Annotated in this window: 19 protein-coding genes; 5 read left to right on the top strand and 14 right to left on the bottom strand. The window is 67.0% G+C overall.

Features of this window, described 5'->3' with window-relative positions; translation table 11 throughout:
• Positions 1–42 precede the first annotated feature (42 nt).
• Complete coding sequence (locus tag AC5P7E_RS11820; RefSeq protein WP_114618214.1) at positions 43–1,263, bottom strand: multifunctional CCA addition/repair protein; 1,221 nt, start codon at positions 1,261–1,263, stop codon at positions 43–45.
• Between the two features lie 204 nt (positions 1,264–1,467).
• Positions 1,468–3,453 (bottom strand): transglycosylase SLT domain-containing protein, encoded by a 1,986-nt coding sequence (locus AC5P7E_RS11815; protein ID WP_495222846.1) that lies wholly within the window; start codon positions 3,451–3,453, stop codon positions 1,468–1,470.
• A 150-nt stretch (positions 3,454–3,603) separates the two neighbouring features.
• Here AC5P7E_RS11815 and AC5P7E_RS11810 point away from each other — a divergent pair, with 150 nt between their 5' ends.
• Complete coding sequence (locus AC5P7E_RS11810; RefSeq protein ID WP_024957020.1) at positions 3,604–4,011, top strand: ExbD/TolR family protein; 408 nt, start codon at positions 3,604–3,606, stop codon at positions 4,009–4,011.
• A 9-nt stretch (positions 4,012–4,020) separates the two neighbouring features.
• Here the strand turns inward: AC5P7E_RS11810 and AC5P7E_RS11805 are convergent, their stop codons facing one another.
• The gene (locus tag AC5P7E_RS11805; RefSeq protein ID WP_134948574.1) at positions 4,021–4,362 is read right to left on the bottom strand and encodes a hypothetical protein; all 342 of its coding nucleotides are present in this window, start codon (positions 4,360–4,362) and stop codon (positions 4,021–4,023) included.
• Between the two features lie 362 nt (positions 4,363–4,724).
• On the opposite strand from AC5P7E_RS11805, the gene AC5P7E_RS11800 reads away from it, so the two are divergent.
• Positions 4,725–7,586 carry a TonB-dependent receptor plug domain-containing protein gene (locus tag AC5P7E_RS11800; protein WP_114618212.1) on the top strand — a complete coding sequence of 954 codons (2,862 nt, stop codon included), beginning with the start codon at positions 4,725–4,727 and terminating at the stop codon, positions 7,584–7,586.
• Between the two features lie 44 nt (positions 7,587–7,630).
• Here the strand turns inward: AC5P7E_RS11800 and AC5P7E_RS11795 are convergent, their stop codons facing one another.
• The 4 genes from AC5P7E_RS11795 to AC5P7E_RS11780 form a co-directional block, all read right to left on the bottom strand.
• Positions 7,631–8,065, bottom strand: a complete 435-nt coding sequence (locus tag AC5P7E_RS11795; RefSeq protein ID WP_223846440.1) for a hypothetical protein — start codon at positions 8,063–8,065, stop codon at positions 7,631–7,633.
• Between the two features lie 200 nt (positions 8,066–8,265).
• A complete protein-coding gene (gene fhuE / locus AC5P7E_RS11790; RefSeq protein ID WP_114618211.1) occupies positions 8,266–10,425 on the bottom strand; it encodes a ferric-rhodotorulic acid/ferric-coprogen receptor FhuE in 2,160 nt (719 codons plus the stop codon).
• Between the two features lie 171 nt (positions 10,426–10,596).
• Positions 10,597–11,148, bottom strand: a complete 552-nt coding sequence (locus AC5P7E_RS11785) for a M23 family metallopeptidase (protein ID WP_111174340.1) — start codon at positions 11,146–11,148, stop codon at positions 10,597–10,599.
• Between the two features lie 9 nt (positions 11,149–11,157).
• Entirely contained in the window at positions 11,158–11,640 is a 483-nt protein-coding gene (locus AC5P7E_RS11780; protein ID WP_012481255.1) for an Lrp/AsnC family transcriptional regulator, read from the bottom strand.
• 72 nt (positions 11,641–11,712) lie between these two features.
• Here AC5P7E_RS11780 and AC5P7E_RS11775 point away from each other — a divergent pair, with 72 nt between their 5' ends.
• The gene (locus AC5P7E_RS11775) at positions 11,713–12,582 is read left to right on the top strand and encodes an EamA family transporter (RefSeq protein ID WP_012481254.1); all 870 of its coding nucleotides are present in this window, start codon (positions 11,713–11,715) and stop codon (positions 12,580–12,582) included.
• Between the two features lie 111 nt (positions 12,583–12,693).
• Here AC5P7E_RS11775 and AC5P7E_RS11770 read toward each other — a convergent pair whose 3' ends face one another.
• The 4 genes from AC5P7E_RS11770 to AC5P7E_RS11755 all read right to left on the bottom strand — a co-directional run bounded on the left by AC5P7E_RS11770 (position 12,694) and on the right by AC5P7E_RS11755 (position 15,985).
• Positions 12,694–13,431 carry an endonuclease/exonuclease/phosphatase family protein gene (locus AC5P7E_RS11770; protein WP_005411026.1) on the bottom strand — a complete coding sequence of 246 codons (738 nt, stop codon included), beginning with the start codon at positions 13,429–13,431 and terminating at the stop codon, positions 12,694–12,696.
• 53 nt (positions 13,432–13,484) lie between these two features.
• A complete protein-coding gene (locus tag AC5P7E_RS11765) occupies positions 13,485–14,321 on the bottom strand; it encodes a thiol:disulfide interchange protein DsbA/DsbL (protein ID WP_005411025.1) in 837 nt (278 codons plus the stop codon).
• Positions 14,322–14,427: 106 nt separating this feature from the next.
• On the bottom strand, positions 14,428–15,078 hold the full coding sequence (locus AC5P7E_RS11760; RefSeq protein ID WP_005411024.1) for a thiol:disulfide interchange protein DsbA/DsbL: 651 nt from the start codon (positions 15,076–15,078) through the stop codon (positions 14,428–14,430).
• Positions 15,079–15,184: 106 nt separating this feature from the next.
• Positions 15,185–15,985, bottom strand: coding sequence for a c-type cytochrome (locus AC5P7E_RS11755; protein WP_005411023.1), 801 nt, complete (start codon positions 15,983–15,985; stop codon positions 15,185–15,187).
• A gap of 156 nt (positions 15,986–16,141) precedes the next feature.
• Between AC5P7E_RS11755 and yihA the strand changes: the two genes are divergently transcribed.
• Entirely contained in the window at positions 16,142–16,744 is a 603-nt protein-coding gene (yihA, locus tag AC5P7E_RS11750; RefSeq protein ID WP_005411022.1) for a ribosome biogenesis GTP-binding protein YihA/YsxC, read from the top strand.
• A gap of 72 nt (positions 16,745–16,816) precedes the next feature.
• Here yihA and AC5P7E_RS11745 read toward each other — a convergent pair whose 3' ends face one another.
• The 3 genes from AC5P7E_RS11745 to AC5P7E_RS11735 form a co-directional block, all read right to left on the bottom strand.
• Positions 16,817–17,788 (bottom strand): MBL fold metallo-hydrolase, encoded by a 972-nt coding sequence (locus AC5P7E_RS11745; protein ID WP_114618210.1) that lies wholly within the window; start codon positions 17,786–17,788, stop codon positions 16,817–16,819.
• 627 nt (positions 17,789–18,415) lie between these two features.
• Entirely contained in the window at positions 18,416–19,240 is an 825-nt protein-coding gene (locus AC5P7E_RS11740; RefSeq protein WP_114618209.1) for a helix-turn-helix transcriptional regulator, read from the bottom strand.
• On the bottom strand, positions 19,237–19,941 hold the full coding sequence (locus AC5P7E_RS11735) for a VIT1/CCC1 transporter family protein (protein WP_114618208.1): 705 nt from the start codon (positions 19,939–19,941) through the stop codon (positions 19,237–19,239). The genes AC5P7E_RS11740 and AC5P7E_RS11735 overlap by 4 nt, the downstream gene beginning before the upstream one ends.
• 152 nt (positions 19,942–20,093) lie before the next feature.
• Between AC5P7E_RS11735 and AC5P7E_RS11730 the strand changes: the two genes are divergently transcribed.
• A complete protein-coding gene (locus AC5P7E_RS11730; RefSeq protein ID WP_005414465.1) occupies positions 20,094–21,458 on the top strand; it encodes a glutamate--cysteine ligase in 1,365 nt (454 codons plus the stop codon).
• Positions 21,459–21,477 lie beyond the last annotated feature (19 nt).

Raw genomic sequence — 21,477 nt, 5'->3', positions numbered from 1 at the left:
TACCCATGGGAGTCGGTGCGCGGCCGCCACGGCGGTTGCGGATCAGCGGGCGGCGGCGATGGCTTTTACGCGCGCCTTGGCCAACGCTTCACCGATGGCCGGGCCCTTCAGATGGGTGGTATCCAGGTCCCGCGCCTGTACTGACAGTGCCGCCTGGTGCAGGCGCTTGAGCGTTTCGCCCTGCGGGTAGTCGGCGTCCTCGAAGCCGAGCCGGCCGCGTTTGTCGGCCTCGCAGCACAGTGCGATGCGGGCCACGCGCTCCGGCCGGCGCAGCGCATCACAGCGGCCCAGTAGTTCCAAGACGGTGGCATCGCGGAGTTCGTCGATGCGGTGCACGTTCAAGTGCTCCCGGCAGACCGCTTCGGCCAGCTGCTGGTGCTCGGCGGGAATCTTCAACCGCGCGCACAGTGCCTTCAGGGGTTTGATGCCGCGCTGTTCGTGCATGATGTGGCGCGGCCACTCCTCCGGCGGGGTCAGGCCCTTGCCGAGATCGTGGGTAAGCGCGGCAAAGCCGACCAGGTCATCGCCGGGGGCCAGCTTCGCCGCCATGTCGCTGACCATTTCCTGGTGGATGCCGGTATCGACTTCCGGGTGGAATTCGGCACGCTGCGGCACGCCATACAGCGCTTCCAGCTCGGGCAGGATCGGGCCCAGTGCATGTGCATCGTGCAGCGTGCGCAGGAAGGCGGAGGGCTGCTCACTGACCAGCGCCTTGCGCAGTTCCTGCCACACTCGCTCCGGCACCAGTGCATCCAGTTCGCCACTGGCGGCGATCTCGCGCATCAGATCCATCGTTTCCGGCGCAACGGTGAAGCCCAGCGGCGCGAAGCGCGCCATGAAGCGCGCCGCGCGCAGCACGCGCAACGGATCTTCCACGAACGCAGGGCCGACATGGCGCAGCACGCGCTGCTCGATATCACGCACGCCGCCGTAAGGATCGACCAGCGTGCCGGTCTCCTCATCGCAGGCAATCGCATTGATGGTGAAGTCGCGGCGCTGCAGGTCTTCTTCCAGCGTCACTCCCGGGTCGGCATCGACCACAAAGCCGCGATAGCCGCGGCCGGATTTGCGCTCGGTGCGCGCCAGTGCGTACTCCTCACCGGTCTTTGGATGCAGGAATACCGGGAAATCGCGGCCGACCGCGGTGTAGCCCTGCGCTTCCATCTGCGCGGGCGTGGCGCCAACCACCACCCAGTCATGGTCGCCGGCGGGGCGCTGCAGCAGGCGGTCGCGTACGGCGCCGCCGACAAGATAGTTCTTCATGGCTGGAATCATCGCATGCCCGGCGCAGATGCACCGGTAGTGCCGGCCGCTGGCCGGCAACGGCAGTCACCCCGAAGCTGCCGGCCAGCGGCCGGCACTACCGATACAGCGGCCAGCCTGATCCAGGCCAGCAGGCTCATCGTTTCACTCCAGGGCGTGGATACCGGGGATTGCCGGCCAGCGGCCGGCAGTACCGTGTTGCGATCAATCCCCGCCCTGCTCGGCGTTGGCGGCGCAGCTGAAGTTCTTGCGCTTGTCCACCAGGCGGCCCATCAGGCGGTCGCTCAGCGGCCGTGCATCACCATTGAGGCGCCAGTCGTAGATCACGCTGAAGGCCAGCACGCGCGCCACGTACTCGCGGGTTTCCTTGTAGCTGATGGTCTCGATCCACAGGTCCGGGTCAAAGCCCGGGCGCTGGCCCTGCCAGCGCGCGGTCGGGGTCGGGCCGGCGTTGTAGGCGGCGATGGTCACGTACGGCAGGCCGTCGTACTTGTTCATCAGCTGGCGCAGGTAGGCGGTGCCGATGGCGATGTTGGTGTCCGGGTCGTACAGGCTGTCGGCGCCGCCGTAGCCGGTCAGGCCGATCGACTTGGCCACACCGGCACCGGTGGCCGGCAGCACCTGCATCAGGCCCATGGCGTTTGCAGGCGAGCGCGCACGCGGGGTGAACGTGCTCTCGGCGCGGATTTCCGCCGCCACCCAGGCCGGATCGATCGCGTTGCGTGCCGATTCGCGGCGGATGGTGGCGTCGTGGTGCAGCGGGAAGCGCAGGTCGTACAGGCGCTGTTCCTGCGGCTGCTTGCCGAGCGCGAACACGGCGCGGTCGAACCAGCCGTTGTCCTGCGCGACGCGTACCGCGAGGCGGCGCTGGGTGTCATCGAAGCGCGACAGCGCGCTGTTCCATTCGGCCACGGCCCAGCCGGTGCGGTCGATCTGGTACAGCGCCATCGCGCGCTGCATGGCCGGGTCGCGCGCGATCACCGCCTGTGCCTGCGCGCTGTCGTTCGGCTTCCAGGGGCACAGGGTATAGCCCTGCTGCAGCTTGTCGGCAGCCAGGAAACCGTGGAAGGTCGGTGCGCGCGCCGCATCGCGGAACAACGGCTGCGCCTGCTGGGCCTGGCCGGTCTTCTCCAGCATGCGGCCTTCGAAGTAGCGCCAGCGCGGGTCGCTGCGCTGCTTGCTGGCCATCTTGCGGATCGCGGTCAGTGCCGCCGGCCAGTCACCGCGCGACATCGCCTCGCGCACGCGCCATTCATGCAGGCGTTCGTCATACGCCGATTCAGGCACTGCGTTGAGGCGGCGTGCCGAATCGGGCAGGTAGGAAGCCACCGTCCACAGCGCGATCTGGTACAGCACCTGGCCCTGTTGCTCGGCACTCAGGCCGAGCGCCTGGGCGTACTGCGGCAACTGCTGTTCGGTGGCGGCCGGGTCGGCCTTGGCCAGCTTGGCCAGGCCGTCGGTGGCGATGCGCCGGCTGCGCTCGTTGCGCGGCCAGTTCAACGCGCTGGCATTGGGCTTGTCGACGAAGGCGGCGTAGCTGTTGGCCTGCGCCAGGTCCGCGGCGGGCAGGCCGCGTGCGGCGCTGCGCATCACGGCCGGCTGCTGTGCGTCGGCGGCGGCATCGATACGCTCCCAGCGCAGGGCGTCGCTCAGGCCGCCTTGTGCCTGCAGCACTGCGAATACCGCGTCGCAGCCGTCCGGCAGCGACTTGCCGTTCTTGCGCCACAGGTCCTGTGCCTCGCTGATCCACTGCGGATCGACCTTGCCCGTCATCTGGCGCGCGGTCAGCTGCGCACAGCGCAGCCCGACGTTGTCGGTGGGCGCCCAGTTGGCGAGCAGCGTGGGCCAGTCCTGGCGGCGCGCGACCGAGGGCAGCCACACGCTGCGGAAGGTGGCAGCCACGGCCTGGCCGTCATAGCGCTTGAGGAAGGCCTGCGCCTGCGCGGTATCGACGGTGTCGATGTTGCGGCGCAGGTTGGCGTACTCCAGCCAGCCGTAAGCCGGATGGCGGCTGAGTGCGGCGGCCTGGCCGGGATCGAACTGGCCGCGTTCGGCGGCAGCGATCGCGGCCTTCAGCTGCGCGTTCTGGGCGTCGAGGGACTGGGCATTGGCGCAGCCGATCAGCAGCGTGGTGGCCAAGGGCAGCAGGGACAGGGCGGTCGAAGAGCGTCGGGTCATGGCGTCCAGCATAGCGGGGACTGGCTGAATTCAGTTTCGCATTGCGTGCACGCCGGGCGTCGGCAACGACAGCTGAACGAACCCGTACAGGCACTGCCGCAGGTGACGGAAGGCGACGTACTGTCGGCCTTGGGCGAACGGCCCGGCTGCACGGAGCGGCACATGGCGTTCAGTAGCGCAGGAAGAAGCGGCCCGCTGGCGGACATCAATGTCACGCCACTGGTGGATGTGATGCTGGTGCTGTTGATCATCTTCATCGTGACCGCGCCGATCGTGGCCCGGCCGATTGCCGTGCAGCTGCCACAGGCCACCGATCGCACGATCGATCGCCCCGAACCGCCACCGCCGATCGAGCTGAGCCTGGACGCTGGCAACCAGCTCAGCTGGAATGGCCAGCCGATGGCCATTGGCGATCTGCAGGTGCGCCTGCAGGCACAGGTGGGCGAACATGCCGGCAACCTGCCGGAGCTGCGCATCGCCACCGATCCGGCGGCCGAGTACGAAGGCATGGCGCGGATTCTGGCCGCTGCCGAGGCCACCGGTATGGAGCGCATTGCGTTCGTGCGGTAGGGCGTTGTCTCACTGCCGCTCATGCGGTGATTGCTGCATGAGCGGCGCTTGCCCTGCTGACAGTGTCGCATCCAGGATCCGCAGAAAAGCCATTTCAATCTGCGCTGGAACCGCTGTCGGATGTGCTCGCCACTTTCTGCTCTCAGGGTCATGTTCAACGTCGAAAGCAGTCAACTCGGCTCTCTCGAAATCCACCACAACCGTCAGTCCCTCTCCCGAGGCCAAGGCCGCATCGCTGGGAGAGGGGCAGTTGTTGCACTCGATCACGCCGCCTGCCCTTGATTCGCCTGCCAAGGAAAGAAGCAGCGTCAGTACCATCATGACGCCCGGCACGGCAGTTGCTGCTTTCATGATCGATCCTCCCGCGAATGGCTGCAGGTGCGAGTCTGCACGGGGTCGACTAGCGGGGCCTTCTAAACGAAGGAATTTCAAACTATTCCTGAAACGGTCCGGCAAAGACCTTTTTCATGAATGCGGCAGCTCCCGGCGCGCGCTGTCGCAGCCAGCATCAAGGCTGCCTGCTGCGAACAGTATCGTCCGGTCATAACCTGCAGCTATCTGACGTAATCGGCCTGCAATTGCGTCAATTCCGCGTGAAATAGTGTCGATCATCACGCCGTGATTTTTACCACTTGTTTACAAAGGAGACGCTGCCGCCACGCAGGGGGGAGCGCGGCAGTCCAAGTCCCGACATTCCTTTGGAGAGAGAGCGAATGAAGTACCTGCACCACCGCCCTTTGGCGGTTGCCGTTGCGCTGTGCGTGACGGCCCTGGCACCGTTGGGTGCCGCTGCGCAATCCACCACCAACCTCGATGCGGTGGAAGTCACCGGTACCCGTATCAAGCGCGCTGAAGTCGAAGGCCAGGTGCCGATCCAGACATTGACGCGCGGTGACATCGAACGCACCGGCCTGACCTCGATCGGCGAAGTGCTGCAGCAGCTCACCGGTTCCGGTTCGGCGCTCAACGCCAAGTTCAACTCGTCCGGCAACTTCGGTTTCCCGCCCGATGGCAGTGGCGTGGGTGCCGGCTCGGCGCAGGTCGATCTGCGCCACCTGGGGGCCAAGCGCGTGCTGGTGCTGGTCGATGGCATCCGCTGGGTCAATGAGTCGTCCGCCTCCGGCGTCGGCTCGGCTACCGATCTCAATACCATTCCGCTGGCCATCGTCGAGCGCATCGAGGTGCTGGAAGATGGCGCGTCGTCGCTGTATGGCTCCGATGCCATTGCCGGCGTGGTCAACATCATCACCCGCCGTGACTTCGATGGTGGGCAGGTGACCCTGAACTACGGCGAGTACAGCAAGGGCGACGGCACGCAGAAGGGCGTGGACCTGGCCTGGGGCAAGAGTGGCGACCGCTTCAGCCTGTTCCTGGGCGCCAGCTGGACCAAGCAGGATCCGGTATTTGCCAAGGACCGCGAGCAGTCGCGCTTCCCGATTCCCGGCACCGGCCTGGCGTTCGGCAGCGGTGGCATTCCGCAGGGCCGTTTCATGTTCACCGACCCGAACACCGGTGCGGTGCAGAACATCGTGCCCAATACCGGCGTGAGCAATCCGCGCTACGACGGCAGCGCCGGCTGCAGCCGCACGGATGACTACCACTGCTTCACCACCGCCGACCGCTTCAACTTCGCCGAATACAACATGGTGCTGACGCCGTCGGAGCGCAAAGGCCTGTTCGGTCAGTTCCGCTTCGACATCACCGACAACGTGCAGTGGTACGTCAAGGCACTGGGCAACCGTCGTGAGTCGACCAACCAGGCCGGCCCGGAGCCGCTGTTCTTCGGCCCCGATGGTGCCACCGGCAATCCGCTGGCCGACAACATCGTGGTCTCGCGCCTGAACCCGTACAACCCGTTCGGCTTCGATCTGGTTTCCGGTGACAACATGAGCCTGATCGGTCGTCGCCCGGTGGAAGGCGGTGCGCGCGTGTTCAAGCAGAAAGTGGACACCACTTACTTCGCCACCGGCCTGGTCGGTGACTTCCATGCCGCCGACCGCAGCTGGTACTGGGATGTCAACGGCATGTACAGCAAGAACAAGGCCGAACAGACCAACTACGGCAGCTATGACATCTACAAGGTGAACATGGCGCTGGGCGATCCGTCCATCTGTGCGGCCACGCCGGGCTGCGTGCCGCTGAACATCTTCGGCGGCGTCGGTTCGATCACCCCGGACATGCTGAAGTGGATCCAGCCGGTGGTGCGCGACCGCAGCCAGAACGAACTGAGCCTGTTCACCGCCAACCTGTCCAGCGAGCTGTTCTCGCTGCCGGCCGGTCCGGTATCGTTCGCCACCGGCTTCGAGTACCGCAAGTACAAGGGCTCCTACCAGCCCGATCCGCTGACGGTGATCGGCCACTACAACGGCGTACCGTCGCAGCCGACCTCCGGTTCCTACGACGTCAACGAGGCCTACCTGGAGTTGAGCGTGCCGATCTTCGCCGATTCCTCGTTCGGCAAGAAGCTGGACCTGAGCCTGGCCGGCCGCTATTCGGACTACTCCACCTTTGGTGGTGAATTCACGCCCAAGTACGGCCTGCGCTGGCAGGTGACCGATGACTTCGTGCTGCGCACCACCTACGCCGAGGGCTTCCGCGCACCGTCGATCGGTGAACTGTACGGCTCGGCGGCGCGTGCCGACCTGCAGCTGTTCGACCCGTGCTCGGTGGGTCTGGGCAGCACTCCGCCGCGTGGCAGCGCCGCCAACTGTGCCGCGCTGGGCGTGCCGGCCGGCTTCCAGCAGGCCAACTCGCAGATCTCGGTGACCACCGGCGGCAACCGTGAGCTGGAGCCGGAACGCTCGCGCAGCTTCAGCGCCGGCTTCGTGTGGAGCCCATGGTTCGGCAACAATGCGTCGTGGTCGGAGCGCTTCGACGTGGAAGTGACCTTCTACCGCCACGCCATCGATGGTGCGATCCAGGCGATCAACGCGCAGACCCAGCTGGACCTGTGCGTGGATACGCTGGACCCGATCTACTGCGATGGCATCACCCGTGCCAGCACCGGTGCGGTCAGCAGCTTCAACAACCGCCTGACCAACCTGGGGTCGATCAAGACCGACGGCTGGGACGTGGATCTGTTCTGGACCCTGCCGCAGACCTCCATCGGCCAGTTCAAGCTGGCGTGGAAGAACACCTTCGTCGGCCGTTACGAGGCCACCGGCGCGGCCGGGCAGAAGCAGCCGCAGAAGCCGGGCGTGGAAGTGGCCGACAGCTCGATTCCGGAGTGGACCAGCAATGCCAGCATCGGCTGGACGATGGACCGCTGGAGCGCCAACTGGACGGTGCGGCACATTTCCGAGCTGACCGAGAACTGTGGCGATGCCGCGGCCTTCCCGGTGTGCAGCAACCAGGCAGCGGGCACCAACACGCTGTCGGCCACCACCTTCCACGACATGCAGGTGGGCTACAAGATCGACTGGATGAAGGGGCTGCAGCTGACGGCCGGCCTGAACAACGTGTTCGACAAGGATCCGCCGATCTGCCTGTCGTGCTCGTTGAACGGCTACGACGCTTCGACCTACGACATCCCGCGTGGCCGCTACTGGTACCTGCGCGCGGATCTGCGGTTCTGATGAGGGACCGGTGCCGGGCATTTCCCGGCACCGGTCATCAGGCATCAATCCGGAATGTCCTGTTCCGGGGCGTCCTGCTCAAGGGCCGCGCGGCGGAAGGCTGTGCGCGCCCAACCCAGCCCGACCACGATCATCATCGGCCCAGCCGCGAAGGCGGGCAGTGACGGGATGCGGAACTGCGATTGGTGCTCGATCAGCAGGTTGTAAAGGATCCAGGCAACCAACAGCAGGCCTATGACCGCACACAACAGCCCGAACAGCACCTGCGGAACGCCCATTGCCAGGCCGAGCGCTCGCTCGGTACGGGTGGGGCTGGGGATGGCACGCAGTTCACGGCCCAGATCGAACCAGGACAGGATGGCGGCGGGCAGGCCGATCAGCAGAAGCAGGATGAAGTAGCCGTTGCCGGTGCCGATCATCAGCGGTGGCGACGAGAACAGGGCCATGAGCGAGAGACCGAGTTTCGTGCGGGTGCGCATGGCCGGTCGTCCTTGAAGGGGAGGCGCAAGGTGTCCGGATGGCACGGGTCGAAGCTGCAGGCCACCGTGTCCGCGACGCTACACCTGCCGGGGCGCCGCCGCAACGAGGGCGCTGAGCGTCCCCGTTGTAGAGTCGAGCCGTGCTCGACTGCCCTCTGTGGCCGAGTCGGGCATGGCTCGACGCTACAAAGCCGGTTGGATCAGAACGACCAGGTGAACGTCAGCGAGCCGTTGCGGCCATCGCCATACGCACCGTAGCCATTGATCTGCGACAGGTACTTCTTGTCCAGCAGGTTGTTGAGGTTGGCCTGCACGCTGAACTCCGGCGAGATGCGGTAGCGCACGAAGGCGCTGACCAGTGCATAGCCACTCTGCTCGATGCGGCCGTAGGCAGGTACCGGGTAGTAGATGCGGTTCTGCCAGTTGGCGCCGCCACCGACGGTCAGTTCCTGCAGCGACTGCGGGGTGTAGCTGGTGAAAAGCTTCAGGGCGGTCTGCGGCAGGTTGGTGTTGATGTCGGCGTCGTTGATGTCCTTGGCCACGTAGCGCGAGGCGCCGAAGGTGGCATTCCAGCCCGGTGCCAGTTCACCGTTCACCTCGAACTCGAAGCCACGGCTGACGGTGCCGCGTGCGGCGCGATAGGCGAACTCGTTCGGGCTGCCCTGCACCGGCTCGCCGGTGGCTTGGCCGACGTTGTCCTGTTCGATGCGGAACACCGCCAGCGAGGCATTCAGGCGGTTGTCGAACCATGCCCCCTTGACGCCCACCTCGTAGCTCTTGCCATCGACCGGATCGAGATAGCTGCCGTCGCGATCCTTCAGCGTCTGCGGCTGGAAGATCTCGGTGTAGCTGGCGTAAGTCGAGTACGTATCGTTGATGTCGAACACCAGCCCTGCATACGGCGTGGTGACCTTGTGTTCGCGGTCGTCGTTCTCGCCTTCGCTCTTCCAGTCGGTGTAGCGGGCGCCGATGATCAGCTTCAACGGATCGGCCAGTGACAGGCGCGCGGCGGCGTAACCGGCCTTCTGGGTGATGGTGCCCCGGCTGGCCAGTGCCAGCGGGTTCCAGTTCGGCTCGCTGATGTTGCCGGTCCAGTGCAGGTAGCTGGTGAACGGGTCCCAGGTCTTGCCGGCGCCACCGACCTGGTAGTCGCCGTAGTTGGCGTAGTCGCGCTTGTTGTAGCTCAGTCCGGCCATGAACTGGTGCTCGCGGCCGAACAGCTGGAACGGACCGTCAACGTAGCCATCAACACCGGTGACCTTGCGCTCGGTGTTGTAGAAACCCGCGGAAGGCGAGATGCCCGTGCCGTTGGTTCTGTCGAAGTTCGATGCGCCCGTGGTCCAGTCGTTGTATGCCGGGTAGAACAGCTTGTCGTCGGCCTTGGTCTCATCGTGCGTGGCACCGACCTTGAACTTCCAGCCATTGCTGAAGGCGTGCTGCAGGGTGGCGAACGCGCGCTTGCTGGTGGTGTCCCAGTAGGTCCAGTTCGGGCTGGCGTTGAACGATTCGTCATAGCCGGTGCGCGAGCCATCGGAGTACAGCATCGGGAAGCCGCCCCAGGTGGCGCCGTTGGCGCGCTTCTGCTGGTAGTCGTAGCCCACGCTCAGCTGGGTGTCCGGGGTCAGGTCGGCGTCGATGACCGCATAGCCCAGCGTCTTGCGCTGGTTGTAGCGATCCATCTGGCCGTCGGTGTCCAGGTAGCTGCCAATCACGCGGCCGCGCACGGTGCCGCTGGCGTTCAGCGCACTGCCCACGTCCACCGTGGTGCGGGTGCGGCCCCAGCTGCCGACGTTCACCGACACGCTGCCAGCCAGTTCGGCACTGTCGGCGTGCTTGCGGATCAGGTTCACCGATGCGGACGGATTGCCGGCACCACTGAGCAGGCCGGTGGCACCACGCACCACTTCCACGCGGTCGTACAGCGCCAGGTCCAGGCCGGAATCACCGTAGCTCCAGTTCTGCACCATCTGCGTCGGCAGGCCATCGAACTGGTAGGCATCGATGTAGAAACCGCGCGCGTAGAACTCGGTGCGTTCGCTGTCGGACTGGGTGCTGGTCACGCCGGTGGTGTTGGCCAGCACGTCGATGATGTCGTCGAGGTTCTGATCTTCGATGCGCTGGTGGCTGATGATGCTGATCGACTGCGGGATCTCGCGCGGGGCCAGGTCGAAGCGGGTACCGGCCGAGGTGCGGCGCACCGAATAGCCTTCGGCGCGTTCACCCTTCACCACCACCTTGTCGAGGTTGGTCGGATCGGCGGCGGTTTCGGCGAAGGCGGCCGGGGCCACGGCGCAGAGAACGGCGAGCACGGCAACGGACAGCCGTTGTGGCTGCGGCGTACGGAAGACGGAACGGGTCATGGGGGTCCTGGACGAGCACGCGCGCTCGGCCGGCATCCAGAGGCGAGGCGCTACGGGTGGGAAACGGACGGGCAGGCCGTCCTGGCACCACCGGAAACGAAAGAAATGGTAATACGAACTATTCCTATTTACAAATCATGAACAGATCGATCTGCGGGTGCGCAGTGGCAGTCAGCGCAGCAATGGCAGGGGGTTTCGCGCGCCGTCGGTGCCGTAGACGCCCCAGTGCAGGTGCGGCGGCGTGCCCTTGGCGTTGCCGCTGTCGCCGACATGGCCGAGCAGATCGCCGGGCTGCACCACCTGGCCGCGTGCCAGGCCGTCGGCCCAGGCCTCCAGATGCGCGTAGTAGTAGCGTTCGCGCCCGGGCCCGATCACCCAGACCTGACGCCCGCCGAGCCCGCGTTCGCTGACATCCGCGACGACACCGGCCGTGGCGCTGCGCACTGGGGTGCCGCGTTTGGCGAAGATGTCGATGCCGGCGTGGGAGCGGTCACGGCCACGTGGTGCGCCGAAGGTATCGGCGATCTGGCGTGGCCGCACGCCGTCCACCGGCACCGGTAGTTGCGTGGCCGGCGGCATCCGCGAGAGCGCCCACAGCATCTTCGGTGCGACCGCCCATGGGCTGTTCCACAGCGTCATCGCCGCGATGAGCGCAATGGCCAGCCACAGGCCGCGCAGCAACCAGCGGCGAAGGCGGTGGGCGTGGGAGGACGGTGTATTCATGGCTCGACGCTACAGAACCGGTGCCAGCGGGACCTCGAAACTCCGCTTCAACGTGCCCAGTGCCACCGAGGTGCGGAAGCGCTCGATGTTGTCATCGCCGCCGAACAACCGCTCGGTGATGGCCTCGTACTCTTCCATCGACGCCGCCGAAAGCAGCAGCAGGAAATCGCCATCGCCGGTGATGGAGTAGCACTGCTGCACCGCAGGGTCGTCCTGCACGCGGCGCCTGAACGGCGCCACGCGGTCGCGCTGCTCGCTGACCACGCGCACCTCGACGATGATGGTCAGCGGCCGACCGATCTTGGCTGCGGCGACCACCGCCACGTTGGCCGCGATCACGCCACTGTCCTGCAGGCGCTTGATGCGCCGTTGCACGGCCGGGGTGGACAGGTGCACGGACTCGGCGATTTCGCGCTGCGGCAGGGTGTTGTCCCGCTGCAGGAGGTCGAGGATGGCGCGGTCGAAACTGTCGAGCACGGGAGCGATGGCCATGGCGAGCAGAAGTTGCACGAACAGGCTGTCAATTGAGCCAAGTGCTCGGCGCCGACGCAATAGACTTTGCGCATGCAGACCTCACGACTTGCGCCGATGTTGCCGGCGCTGGCGGTGCTCGGCTCGGTCACCTCGCTGGCCATCGGCACTTCCTACGCAAAACACCTGTTCCCGCTGATCGGTGCGCAGGGCACCAGCGCGCTGCGCGTGGGCTTTTCAGCGCTGTTGCTGCTGCTGTTCTGGCGACCATGGCGCTGGAAGACCAGCCGCGTGGATGCGATCACCATCCTGCGCTACGGGCTCACCCTGGGGCTGATGAACCTGCTGTTCTACATGGCCCTGCGCACGATTCCCTTCGGCATCGCGGTGGCCATCGAGTTCACCGGGCCACTGACGGTGGCGATGCTGTCATCACGACGCCCGATCGACTTCCTCTGGGTGGGCTGCGCGGCGGTGGGGCTGCTGTTGCTCCTGCCGATCGGCGGTGGCCCCGCGCTGGACCCGGCCGGTGTGCTGTACGCGATGGGCGCTGCGGCCTGCTGGGGCCTGTACATCGTGTTCGGCAAGCGTGCCGGTCATCTGCATGCCGGGCACTCGGTCTCGCTGGGGCTGCTGGCGGCGTCTCTGGTGGTGGTACCGGTGGGCGTGGTGCATGCCGGTGCCGCGCTGCTCGACCCGAAGATCCTGGCGGCGGGCCTGCTGGTGGCACTGGTGTCCAGCGCGATCCCGATGTCGCTGGAAATGATGGCGCTCAAGCGCCTGCCGAAGGAGACCTTTGGCATCCTGATCAGCATGGAGCCGGCGGTGGCCGCGCTGTGGGCGATGCTGTTGCTGCACGAGCACCTGCACGGGCTGCAGTGGCTGGCGATCGGCTGCACGGTGTTGGCCTCGGTGGGCAGCACGATGACCGCGCGGCGGTTGAAGGCACCCGTCACCGCCTGAAAAAAAGGGGACGGAGGGGATTAAGTCGTTTATGTCCCGATTTAGGGGGCGCGGGGCGGCGCCCGGCGCAGAGCGTGCGGACCAACGGTCCGCACCTACCGTAACGGCGAGTCAGCGCAGGGCGTCGGCCGGGACGTCGATCTGCATCGCCAGGGCGAGGTGATCGGAGAACGCGGCCGGTACGGCTTCCACGGTGCGGGTCTGCAGGCCGCTGCTGACCAGGATGTGGTCGATGGCGCGATCGGGGCGCCAGCTGGGGAAGGTCGGCACGATGCAGCCCGGGGGCTGCAGCCGGGTCTTCTGGTACAGCACCTGCATTTCCGGGCGCTCGGCCAGACAGTTGAAGTCGCCCATCAGTACTGCGTTGGGGTGGTCGGACAACAGCTCGGCGATGAAGCCCAGCTGCGACATCCGCGAGCCCGCGCCCAGCGACAGATGGGCCACCGCCACCGCCAGGCCATCAGCACCATCGCCGAACTTGGCCAGCAGCACGCCGCGCCCGCCGATGCGGCCGGGCAGGGCGTGATCCTGCACTTCAACCGGTTCCAGTTTGCTCAACAGGCCGTTGGCGCTGGAGGCGACCCCACCCATGCGCCGGTTCGGCTGGTGGCTCCAGTAATTGAATCCGGCGCGCTGGGCCAAATAGTGGGTCTGGTTGGTGAAGCCCGAGCGCAGGCTGCCCGGGTCGGCCTCCTGCAGGCCGACGATGTCATGGTCGCGCGCAAGGGTGGCGATCGCGTCAAGACTGCTGCGCTTGCGACCCGCCGGCAGCGCATGTGACCAGCTGCGGGTCACATAGTCGCTGTAGCGGCGGGTACTTGAGCCGGCCTGGATGTTGGCCGTCAGCAAGCGCAGGGTCCGTGTACGGGGGGAATTCACGGCCGGGAAACGCTTCTCTTGGATCAGTGAGCCTGGGCCGCACCGCGTTCGCGGGCGATCAGGTGGTCGGCGATGCGCAGCATGTCCGGGAAGCTCTTGCCCTTCACCAGGTACTTGCCGTTGACGATGATCGACGGGGTGCCGCTGATCTGGCTGCGCTGCGCGAACTGCTTGGCCGAGTTGGTCTTGGCATTCACCGCGAAGCTGCCCATGGTGGCGGCGAACTGCTTCGGATCCACGCCGTAGGCACCGTAGAACTTGGCGATGTCTTCCACCGAATCACGGCCGCGCTCGCCCTTCAGGGTCTTCTGCGAGTGGATGGCGGCGTACAGCGCTTCGTGGGTCTTCTCCTGCACGCCCAGGGTCTGCGCGGCGTAGAAGGCACGGGCGTAGTCATCCCAGGTGCCGCCGAACATGGCCGGCACGTAGACGAAGTTCACGTCGCCCGGCAGGCCGGCCTTCCACGGGCCGACCAGCGGCTGGAATGCGGCGCAGGCCGGGCAGACGTAGCCGAAGATCTCGGTCACTTCGATCTTGCCGGTGGCCGGCTGGAACGGCTGGCCGTTCGGGATCACCTGGTAGTCGGCACCTTCCACCGGGGCCGGGCCGGTCAGTGCGGCGGTGGTCGGGGCCGGTGCGGTGGCCGGAGCCGCTTCGGCCGGGGCCTTCTCGCCTTCAGCGGCAGCCGGCGCGGCGCCTTCGCTGCCCGCCGCCGGCGCAGCAGCCGGTTCGGTGGTGGCTGCCGGGGCTGCAGCCGGTTCGGCCGGGGCCGCGGTGGTGTTGGTGCTGCCGTCATCAGCCTTGCAGGCAGCCAGGATCGGCAGCAGCGCTGCGAGGGCGAGGGCGTAACGGATCTTCATGGAAACGTCTCCAGCATCTGGAATGGTGGGGCCGGCGCCAGGCGCCGGCCAGAGGGAAATGATGACATGCGGCGGCGACAGCGCCGTGTCGGTGGTGGGTGTTGGTTCAGCGGCCGCGGGCAGCGCGGGCCTGGGCGATCAGCGCCGAGGCGATGCGCAGCTGGTCGTCGAAGCTGTTGCCACGCACCAGGTACTGGCCGTTGATGATCAGCGCCGGGGTCCCCGGGATCCTGGTGCGCTGGGCGAACGCGCGCGCGGCATCGACCTTCTTCTGTACGGCGTCGCCGCGCAGGGCCTGCAGGTAACGGTCCGGGGTCACGCCATACGCCTTGTAGAAGGTGGCGAGCTCATCGGCCGAGACGTTCTGCATCGGCAGCGATCCCTGCTCGTGCAGGGCCTTGAACACGGCAGCGTGGCTGCGCTTGGCCACGCCGACCTCGTCGGCGGCGTAGTAGGCCAGTGCCCAGGCATCCCAAGCGCCACCGAAGGCAGCCGGGACCGGGGTGAAGCGCACGTCGGCCGGCAGCTTGGCCGCCCAGGCTTCCAGCTGCGGTTCGAAGTGGGCGCAATGCGGGCAGGTGTAGCCGAAGACCTCGACCACCTCGATCTTGCCGGCCAGCGGCTGGAACGGGCCCGGCTGGGCGATGCGCTCGTAGTCTTTGCCCTCGACCAGCGGGGCATTGGCGGGGGTAGCGGCGCAGGCTGCCAGCGGCAGCAGCACCAGCACGGACAACAGCAGGCGGGAAATCAACCTCATCGACACGCATCTCCGTTGAAAAAAGCAACGCCGGCGCGGTCGCCGGCGTGAAGGAAACATACCGCAGGCGCGGGCCGTGGTGGCGGCCCGGGCCGACCAGTGGTGGTCAGGGGGCGGCAGCCGGTTGCGCCGACGGGGGGGCAGTGGCCACATCGTCGGCCTTGTTGTGCAGGCCCTGCAGGTAGCTCGACAGCGCCTGCACCTCCTGCTCGCTCAGCTTCTGCGCGACTGTCGCCATGATCTGGAAGTGGGCCTTGTCGGTCTCGTTGGTCTGGCCGGCCTGGTATTCCTGCAGGCGGCGCGCGACATAGCTGGCGTGCTGACCACCGATGTGCGGATAGGCCGGACCCGGATTACCGGCACCGCTGGGGCCGTGGCACGCCATGCAGGCCGGCAGGCCGCGCTTGGCGTCGCCGCCACGGTACAGCTGCTGGCCGATCTCGTAGAACTTCATGCCCTTGTACGGGCCGTCGGTGACTGCCGTGTCATCGGCGATGCCGGCGGTGGCCTTCTGCGTGGCGAAGAACGCGCCGATGTCGCGCATGTCCTGCGGGGTGAGATTCTGCACGAACGGCACCATCGCCACCGCCGCACCGGAGCTGCGCTGCCCATTGGCGATCAGGGCCATCTGCTGGGCGACGTAGCGTTCGCTCTGGCCGGCGATGGACGGGTACATCTCCACCGTGGAATTGCCGTCGGCGCCATGGCAGGCCGCGCAGGCCGAGGCCTTGGTCTGGCCGGCCTTGGCATCGCCCCAGTGGGTCTTGCTGAAATCCACCTCCAGCGAGGCGGTGTTGATCGGCCCGTTGTCGGGCAGCGGGGTCAACGTGGTCTGCGCGAACGCAGCAGCGGCAACGACTACAGCAGTGGCAAGGGCGGATACGGCAAGAACGCGAGCGTGGCGCATGCTGAAGCTCCGTATGGACCGGGCCGGGCGGTGGCCGCCGGCATCGCCCGGATTATCAACGCCGTTTCCGCGCACGGTCAACGCAGCAGTGCAGCAAAATGCCCGCAGGGGCCGCCGGCACGGGCGCGCGGCGCCGCAACATGCGATCCTAGGCACATGTCATTGCTCATCGAACGCGCCCGTTACCACCTTTCGGCCCACAACGTGCGGCAACTGCCGCCCGACGAAGGGGCCGAAGTGGCCTTCGCCGGCCGCTCCAACGCCGGCAAGTCCAGTGCGCTCAACGCGCTGACCCGCCAGAACGCCCTGGCCCGTGTCTCCAAGACCCCTGGCCGTACCCAGCAGCTGGTGTTCTTCCAGGTCACCCCGGAAGCGCATCTGGTCGACCTGCCAGGTTACGGCTATGCAAAGGTGCCGCTGGACCTGCAGGCGCACTGGCAGGCCTTCATCGACAAGTATTTCCGCACCCGCGAAGCCCTGAAGGGGCTGGTGGTCGTGATGGACATCCGCCATCCGCTGAAGGACTACGACCGGCAGATGCTGTCCTACGCCGTGCAGCGCGGCCTGCCGGCGCACGCCCTGCTGACCAAGGCCGACAAGCTCAGCCGCAGCCAGCAGATGCAGTCCCTGCAGAAGGTGCGCAAGGAACTGCAATCGGCCTACGGCGACAGCGTCAGCGTGCAGGTGTTCTCCGGCGAAGACCGTACCGGCGTGGACGAAGCCCGCGGCGTGATCGGCGGCTGGCTGGGGCTGGAATAAGGCATTTCCGGTCGCCCGGCTGGCAGCCGGGCGCTACCCGATCGGTGGGTGCCGACCTTGGTCGGCACACCCTTACAACGGCGAATACTCCGCCGGCACCCACGCATAGGCCTTGCCCTCGCCACGCACATGGCCCAGGCCGGGGAAGGGCAGGTGCGCACCGGCTACCCACCAGCCGTTGGCGGTGGCCTGCTGCAGCAGCCCGCGACGGCTGGCGATGGCCGCCGTGCGGTCCGAATCGGCCTCGAATGCCGCCTCCGGGTGCGCGAACTGCACCGCATGGAAGTGCAGCACATCACCCCATACCAGCAGTGACTGGCCCTGGCTGTCGAACCGGTAAGAGACATGGCCGGGCGTATGGCCATGGGTGTCCATCGCCACCGCGCCGCCGGGCAGGGCGTCGCCGGGGCTGAAGGTGCGCAGGTGGCCGCTGGCCTGGTATGGCGCGACCGCATTGCGTGCCAGCGGGAAGGCGAAGCGCACGCCCTTTGGCGCGGTGCCCTCGCTGGCCGGGTTGAGCCAGTAATCGGCATCGGCCTTGGACAGCCACACCGTGGCATTGGGATAGGCCGGCTTGCCCTGCGCGTCGAGTGCGCCGCACAGGTGGTCCGGATGGGCGTGGGTCAGCAGCACCTCATCTACCTCGGCCGGGTCCACGCCGGAGGCGCGCAGATTGCCCAGCACCTGGCCCAGGCCGGGTCCGAAGCACTGCGCGGTGCCGGTGTCGACCAGGGTCAGGTGGTTGCCCTGGCGGATCAGGAACGCATTGATCGCGGTCTGCAGGCCCTTCTTGTCTTCCGGCACGTAACGGCCTTCCAGCAGGCGGCTGACCAGCGTCGGCGGCACGTCCACCACTTCCTGCCGGCCGAGCGCGACCACGCCGTCGAACAGGGCGGTGACCTGCAGCGCACCGATGCGCTGGTGATAGACACCAGGGACCTGCTGGGTGGGGGCGGGCGAAGTGGCCTCGGCCAGCGCGGCCAGCGGCAGGGACGACAGGGCCAGCAGCAGGGCGCCGTGCAGCGGCAGGGGACGCAGGGTCATGGTGGTTCTCGGTGGATGACGGGCGGTTCCGTTGCCGCATAGCGTGCCGTGGCCGGCGTGTGCACGGCGCTCAAACCACTGCGCGGAATGCTCAGGGAGGGGGTGTTGTCTGCAGGGCTGCGCCCTGCACCCGCAGAGGCAACGGCCGCAGCCAAAGCAACGTCAAAAACTGGTTTCCTGTGGGTGGGATGGCGGGGTGGGTCCGGTTGCGGGAGACGCCGTAAACCCGTCCATGGGGGCTTGGCCGCGGCATCCATGCCGCGGACACTCCCGCAACCGGACCCACCCCGCCTTCGACAGTTTTCCGCGATCTGTCAGCTCGTGGGGTCAGATCCGTTTTCCGCAGGAAAACGGATCTGACCCCAGAGTTTCATTCGATATCTGACAGATGTGTCGACCAAGGTCGACACCTACCAACAGTCGCGAAGATCTGTCAGAGGTGGGGCGGTGTGGGTGGGCAGGACCGTTGGCGCCATGGATGGCGCCATCGAGCCCCCATGGATGGGTTTACGGCGTGTCCTGCCCACCCACACCGCCCCGCCCTCCCACGGATAGCCGCTGTTGCTGTTGCTTTCGCTGTTGCCGTTGCGTCTGCAGGTGCAGGGCTGCAAGCCCTGCCGAACCCCCTCAAATGTCTGTGGGAGCCAGTCCGTACTGCTCGGCGAAGCGCTTGCTGAAACTCGCCGCAGACCGGTAGCCCGCGCGCGCTGCCACGGTCTTCAACGGCAGGTCCGTCGTGTAGAGCAGCTGCATGCCATGCGCCAGCCGTGCCTCGGTGAGCAGCTGGCGCAGGCTGGTGTCCTCGGCGGCGAGGCGACGGCGCAGGGTCGCGCCGCTCAGCGCGAACTGTTCTTCCACATCGCGTGATTGCCAGTCGCGTGCTGGTTCGGCGGCGATGCGGTCGCGGATCTGTTCGCCCAGGCTCGGTGCCTGCGGCAGCAGCAGGTTGCCGTGGCCCTGCCGGCACAAGGTCAGTACCAGCGAGGCCAGGGCCAGCCGCGCTTCGCTGTAACGACCGTCCTGCAGCGATTGCCGCCACTGGCGCAGCACCGCGCCATGATCGATCAACGGCAGTCGCGCCATCGCCTGGCCTGGCGCGGGAAGCTCCTCGCTCCACAGCGTGCGTGCGGCCGCCAGCACTTCGGCACACAGCGGCACGACGGCACTGAGGTAGCGGCCACTGCGTGGGTCGGGGGTGTTGACCACATCGATGCGGCAGCGCTGGGTCAGCAGCAGGATGTCGCCGGGGATGAACTCCAGCGACTGGTGCGCGGTACGCACCTGCTTGCGGCCTTCCAGCAGGATCGCGAACTGCGGTTGCGGAATCTCCACCGAGCTGGCGCCATGTTCGCGCCGAGCGGTGATGCACGCATAACCTTCGGCGCGTGCGCAGCCGGCCAGACTGGCCATCTCGGCCAGCAGTGCGGTAACTGGCGGCAGCATGCCGGTCATGTCACCGGGGCGCCGAACAGGCGACCGACGCCTGCAGCGGCGGCCATTGCCAGTGCACCCCAGAACATCACCCGTATTGCGCCGCGTACCGGCGGGGCGCCGCCGGCCTGGGCTGCCACCGCGCCGGTCAGGCACAGGCCGAGCAGGGTACTGGCCGTGGTCATCAGTGCGACCTTGTCGACCGGCGCCAGCAGGGCGGTCAGCACTGGCAGCGCCGCACCACAGGTGAACGCACCGGCCGAGGCCAGCGCTGCCTGCAGCGGACGGGCGCGCAGGGTATCGGTGATGCCCAGTTCGTCGCGGGCGTGGGCACCCAGCGCATCGTGGGCGGTGAGCTGTTCGGCCACCTGCCGCGCCAGCGCAGGCTCCAGGCCGCGGTGTCGGTAGATTGCGGCCAGCTCCTCCAGTTCGCTGTGCGGATCGTCGCCCAGCTCGCGCTTTTCCATTGCCAGGTCGGCCGCTTCGGTGTCGGCCTGGGTCTGCACCGAGACATATTCGCCCGCCGCCATCGACATCGCGCCGGCCACGGTACCCGCCACGCCGGTGGCCAGGATGGTCGCAGCCGAGGCGCCGCTGGCGGCCACGCCGACCACCAGGCCAGCCACCGAGACGATGCCATCGTTGGCGCCCAGCACGGCGGCTCGCAGCCAGCCGACGCGCTCGGAGCGATGCAGTTCGGGGTGTCGTGAATGGCGGCTCATGGCTCTGAGTGTACGAGGGTCAAGAGGGCGTCGGTAGGATGCTGAAACCCGTCACCGTCGCATGACGCAACGGGGTGCCACGCTATAGTGCGCCCTTGCGATGGAAGGCCGCGAGCCCCACATCCCCCGCCACCGTCCAGCGAGCCTTTCCCTTGTCGAGCCCCAGCCACGTCGCCGATACCCCCATTACCGACCGCTCGCAGCTGGTGGAGGTGATCGCCTCCGGCGAGAAGCCCCGCGCGCAGTGGCGCATCGGCACCGAGCACGAGAAGTTCGGGTTCCGCCTGGATGACCTGCGCCCGCCGACCTTCGAAGGCGAGCGCGGCATCGAAGCGCTGCTCAACGGCCTGGTCCGCTTCGGCTGGGAGCCGGTGCAGGAGAACGGCAACACCATCGCCCTGCTGCGCGATGGCGCCTCGGTGACGCTGGAACCGGCCGGCCAGCTGGAACTGTCCGGCGCGGCGCTGGAGACCATCCACCAGACCTGCGTGGAGACCGGCACCCACCTCAACGAAGTGGCGCAGGTGGCCGGCGAACTGCAGCTGGGTTTCCTCGGCATGGGCTTCCAGCCGAAGTGGAAGCGCGACGAGATGCCCTGGATGCCCAAGGGCCGCTACAAGATCATGCGTTCGTACATGCCCAAGGTCGGTTCGCTCGGCCTGGACATGATGACCCGCACCTGCACGGTACAGGTGAACCTGGACTACGCCACCGAAGCGGACATGGTGAAGAAGTTCCGCGTATCGCTGGCGCTGCAGCCGATCGCCACCGCGCTGTTCGCCGATTCGCCGTTCACCGAAGGCAAGCCCAACGGCTACCTGAGCTACCGCTCGCACATCTGGACCGACACCGACGCTGACCGCACCGGCATGCTCGACTTCGTGTTCGAGGATGGCTTCGGTTACGAGCGCTATGTCGATTACCTGCTCGACGTGCCGATGTATTTCTCCTACCGCGATGGCATCTACCACGACGCCAGCGGGCAGAGCTTCCGCGATTTCATGCAGGCCAGGCTGCCGGTGCTGCCGGGCGCGCTGCCGACGCTGCGCGACTGGTCGGACCACATGACTACCGCGTTCCCGGAAGTGCGCCTGAAGAAGTACCTGGAAATGCGCGGCGCCGATGGTGGTCCGTGGAGCCGCCTGTGTGCGCTGCCGGCGTTCTGGGTCGGGCTGCTGTACGACGACGCCGCGCTGGACGCTGCGTGGGACCTGGTGCGTGACTTCACCCTGGCCGAGCGCCATGCACTGCGCGACGGCGTGCCGAAGCATGCGATGAGCCTGCCGTTCCGCAATGGCACGGTGCGCGACCTGGCCCGCGAAGCCGTGAAGATTTCCGTCGAAGGCCTCAAGCGCCGCGCGGCGCGCAATGCCGACGGCCAGGACGAGAGCAAGTTCCTGGACGTGCTGCAGGAGATCGTCGAATCCGGGCTGACCCCGGCCGAGCGCAAGCTGGCGCTGTTCCATGGCCGCTGGCACGGCGACGTCGATCCGGTGTTCCGCGAATTCGCGTACTGAGTGGATTGCGGTAGTGCCG

The organism is Stenotrophomonas sp. YJH_SMC_25, from assembly GCF_059369595.1.
This window is presented reverse-complemented; position numbering and strand designations above follow the sequence as displayed.